At 66.8% G+C, this 4,138-nt stretch carries 5 protein-coding genes; 1 reads left to right on the top strand and 4 read right to left on the bottom strand.

The features are described from left to right. From C5F48_RS22175 to C5F48_RS22160, 4 genes are all read right to left on the bottom strand, one after another. Positions 1–723: arginase family protein (locus tag C5F48_RS22175; protein ID WP_107665913.1), on the bottom strand; the 723-nt coding region annotated here is incomplete at its 3' end. A gap of 26 nt (positions 724–749) precedes the next feature. Then, entirely contained in the window at positions 750–1,415 is a 666-nt protein-coding gene (locus tag C5F48_RS22170) for an amino acid ABC transporter permease (protein WP_107665912.1), read from the bottom strand. Positions 1,416–1,479: 64 nt separating this feature from the next. Next, positions 1,480–2,292: a transporter substrate-binding domain-containing protein gene (locus C5F48_RS22165; RefSeq protein ID WP_107665911.1), complete on the bottom strand. Its 813-nt coding sequence runs from the start codon at positions 2,290–2,292 to the stop codon at positions 1,480–1,482. Positions 2,293–2,336: 44 nt separating this feature from the next. Next, positions 2,337–3,119, bottom strand: coding sequence for an amino acid ABC transporter ATP-binding protein (locus tag C5F48_RS22160; protein ID WP_107665910.1), 783 nt, complete (start codon positions 3,117–3,119; stop codon positions 2,337–2,339). Positions 3,120–3,280: 161 nt separating this feature from the next. Between C5F48_RS22160 and C5F48_RS22155 the strand changes: the two genes are divergently transcribed. Then, positions 3,281–4,138: LysR family transcriptional regulator (locus C5F48_RS22155; protein ID WP_146170705.1), on the top strand; the 858-nt coding region annotated here is incomplete at its 3' end.

Genomic DNA, 4,138 nt, shown 5'->3' with positions numbered 1-4,138 from the left:
GCCCGGCGCGCAGGAGGGGTCGAAGACATCCATGTCGAAGGAGAAATACACCGGCCGTTCGCCGATCGCCGCGCGGATCTCGGCCGCCACGGTCTCGGGCCCGCGCCGCAGGTAGTCGCGCAGCGTGATCAGGTTGTAGCCGAGCTCGCGCCCGTGATCGTGCACCCCGCCGACCATCGTCGTGCCGCGCAGGCCAAGATGGTAGGACAGCGTCGCGCTGACCCGCTGCTCCAGCGCGGCGAAGGTGAACTGGGTCGAGGCGTCGAGCGGGTGGTCGGGGTCGGGGCGATAGGCGTCGGTGTGGCTGTCGATATGGATGACGCAGAGCCCCGGGTGCTTCTGCGCCGCCGCCCGCACCAGCGGCAGCGAGACCGACCCGTCGCCGCCGAAGCCAACCGGCACGGCCCCGGCCTCGAGGATCGCCGCCGCCGCCTTCTCGGTCGCGGCGAAGGCGTCCTCGATCCGCGAGGGCGTCAGGCGCACGTTGCCGCAATCGACGAGCCCCAGCGCCTCCGGCAGGTTCAGGTCGCCGAACTCGGGGTGATAGGGGCGGATCAGCAGCGACTGGTCGCGGATCGCGTCCGGTCCCTCGCGCGAGCCGATGCGGAAGGGATGGATGCCGCAGTCGAAGGGCACGCCGAGGATGGCGGCCTTGGCCCCCTTGGGATCGCGCGAGAAGGGCACGCCCATGAAGGTGCGCGGGGCCTGGGTCAGCAGGGTCATCGGGACAGTCCGTTCGGTAAGGGAGGTTACTTGTTGCTCAGCCGGCGTTCCCACAGCCGGATCGCCATGGCGAGGGGCCAGCAGATGCAGAAATACATCACGGCGATGAAGGTGAAGATCTCCAGCGGGCGGAAGGTCGAGGAGGACAGCTCCATCCCGCGCCGGGTGATCTCGGGCACCGAGATCACCGAGCCCAGCGAGGAATACTTGATCAGCTGCACGAAATTCGCCGCCAGCGCCGGCAGGGTCATGCGGATGGCCTGGGGCAGGATGATGCGGAAGAAGGTTTGGACGTTGCTCAGCCCGACGACATGCGCCGCCTCGATCTGGCCCTTCGGCACCGCCTGGATCCCGGCGCGGTAGCTTTCCGAGATGAAGGCCGAGGAATAGACGCTCAGCCCGATCAGCAGCGCGGCATAGGCCGAGAGGTTGATGCCGAAGACGATCGGCAGCACGTAATAGACCCAGAGCAGCTGCACCAGGATCGGCGTGTTGCGGATGATCTCGCCGACGCCGAGGCCCAGCCAGCGCAGCGGCCGGAAGCGGGACATGTCGAGCGTGGCGATCAGCAGCCCGCCGAGCATGGCCAGCACGAGGGTCGCGGCCGAGAGGATCAGCGTGTTCTGCAGGCCGGAGAGCAGGAAGTTGAAGTTGGTCGGGATGATGTCCCAACGGAAGCTGTAGCTGAACATGGGGGCTCCATCGGGAGGTCGGTGCGGTTCCGGCCGCGCTGGCCGGAACCGGGTGCGGCGGGGATCAGTCGGCGACGATCTCGGTCAGGCCGTTCTTCTCGGCGTAGAAGTCGAGCCGGCCGTCGAGCTTGATCGTGTCGACGAAGAGGTTGACGTAGTTCAGCCAGATCTGGTCGCCCTGCGGCACGACATAGGAATAGGGCGTGACGCGCAGCGGCTCGTCCGGCTTGATGATCACCGCCCAGTCGAATTCCGACTGCACCTTGATGGCGGTCGGATAGTCCGACATCACCACATCCGCGCGGTTGGTCATCAACTCGCCCTCGCGGGTGGCGGGCGGCGAGATCGCCTCGAGCGTCGCCTGCTTCAGGTAGTCGCGCATGAAGGGCTCGACATAGGAGCCGAGCGTGGTGACGGCGCGGACACCCGGCTTATCGATGTCGCTCCAGGTCGCGACCTTGCCGTCCTTGCGCGCGATGCCGTAGATCGAGGTGCGCAGGTAGGGCTTGGAGAATTCGACCGCCTGGGCGCGCTGCAGCGTGGCGCCGATGCCGAACATGCCGATATCGCATTTGCTGGCCTGGATGTCGGCGATGAAGGTGCCGAAGGAGCTTTCCACGATCTCCAGCTCGACGCCCAGTTCCTTGGCCAGCTCCTTCGACAGGTCGGCGTCGATGCCTTCGATCTCGCCGGTGGTCGGGTTGCGGAAGGAGATCGAGTAGTACATCGGGTATTGGCAGACCCGCAGGGTGCCAGATTTCGTCACCTCGATGAGGCGCGATGTCTCCTGCGCGGCGGCCGGCGTGGCCAGGGCGGCGCCGGCGAGCAGGGCCGGCAGGGCGAGGGCGGAGACGCCGGAACGGAATTTCGAAAGCATGGGTGGACTCCTGTTGGGGATCGCGGTTGCGGTGGTCTTGCCGGTCAGTCCTGGATCTGGCGCAGGAACCGGGCGGCCCGTTCTGTCGACGGGTTCTGGAAAAACTGTTCGGGAACGCTGTCCTCGACGATGCAGCCCTGATCCATGAAGATCAGCCGGTCACCGACGCTGCGGGCGAAGCCCATCTCATGGGTCACGACCAGCATGGTCATGCCCTCGTGGGCCAGGGTGCGCATGACCTGCAGCACCTCGTGACGGAGTTCGGGGTCGAGAGCGGAGGTCGCCTCGTCGAACATGATGACCGCCGGCTGCATGGCGAGGGCGCGGGCGATGGCGACGCGCTGCTGCTGCCCGCCGGAGAGCCGGGAGGGGTAGCTCTCGGCCTTGTCCTCTAGCCCGACCTTGCGCAGCAGGGTCATGGCGCGCTCGGTCGCCGCCTCCCGCGACAGGCCGCGCGCCCGGATCGGCCCCTCGATGACATTGCCGAGCGCGGTCATGTGCGGCCAGAGGTTGAAGTGCTGGAAAACGAGGCCGATCTCGGGCCGCACCCGCTTCGCCTCGCGCCGCGTCGCCCCGCTGCCGGCCGCATCGGCGATGACAGCGCCGTTCAGCACGATCTCGCCCGCCGAGGGCTGCTCCAGGAGCGCCATGCAGCGCAGCAGGGTGGTCTTCGCCCGACCCGAAGGACCGATGACGCAGACCACGTCGCCGCTGTTCACGGCGAGCGAGACATCGTGCAGAACCTGCACCTGACCGAAGCGTTTCGAGACGCCGCGGGCTGCGATGACCGGCTCCGCCGGCGTCTCGAGAACTTCGGTGTCTTGCATGAGGAGGTCCGCCTGTGAGCAAATTTTGCGTTATGCCTTTGTGGTCGTATCAAAAACATACGCAGATAGTCCTAGCAAACAAAGGATTTTCTGATGTAAGTATTGCTTATAGCAAAATCCGGCTCTTGGGCCGGTCGTGATGTAAACTTGGGCGGTGGCGCATGGATATTAGGCTTTTGGAAACCTTTCTGGCCGTCGTGCACAACGGATCCTCCTCCGCGGCGGCTCGAATCCTCGGCATCACCCAGCCGGCGGTCAGCCTGCAGCTCGGCAAGCTGGAGAAGGCGATCGGCTTCGGCCTCTTCACCCGGACCAGCAGCGGTCAGGCGCTGACGCCGAAGGGTCGGCTGTTCCTCGACGAGGCCGAGAACGTGCTGCGGGCGGTGCGGAAGCTCGGCGACGTGACCGCGGGGATCCGCGGCAACGAGCTGGGGGCGCTGACCGTCGCGGGTCACCCTTCGGCGGCCATCTCGATGCTGCCCATGGTGGTGGCGCGGTTCGGGCAGCTTTTCCCCGACGTGCGGCTGCGAATGATCAACCGGACCTCCGAGGAGATCCTGAGCTATTTCCCCGGCACCGGCGTCGATGTCGCGGTCTGCGAGCTGCCGCGCGATCTCGCGGGTGTGACCGTGCGGCGCTATCGGCTGCGGACGGTGGCCATCCTGCCCGCCGATCACCCCCTTGCCGCGCGCGAGGCGCTGACCCCGACCGATCTCTCCGGCCTGCCTTTCGTCGCGATGCCGGCCGAGCGCATGATCTCGCATCGGGTGCGGCTGGCCTTCGACGAGAGCGGGGCCGAGTACCGGCCGGTGGCCGAGGTGGATTTCTTCGCCTCGATCTGTTCGCTGGTCGCCTCGGGCTATGGCGTCTCGATCGTCGACATCTTCTCGGCGCGCAGCTTCGCCGGGGCGGGTCTGGTCGCGCGGCCCTTCGCCCCGGCGATCCCCTACGAGATCGCCGTGCTGTCGGTGCCCGACCGGCCGCAATCCGAGCTGACCTCGGCCTTTCTCAATATCCTC

It is taken from the genome of Cereibacter changlensis JA139, assembly GCF_003034985.1.
Lineage (GTDB): Bacteria > Pseudomonadota > Alphaproteobacteria > Rhodobacterales > Rhodobacteraceae > Cereibacter > Cereibacter changlensis.
The sequence above is the reverse complement of the archived record's forward strand: the minus strand, read 5'-3'. Positions and strand labels throughout refer to the sequence as shown.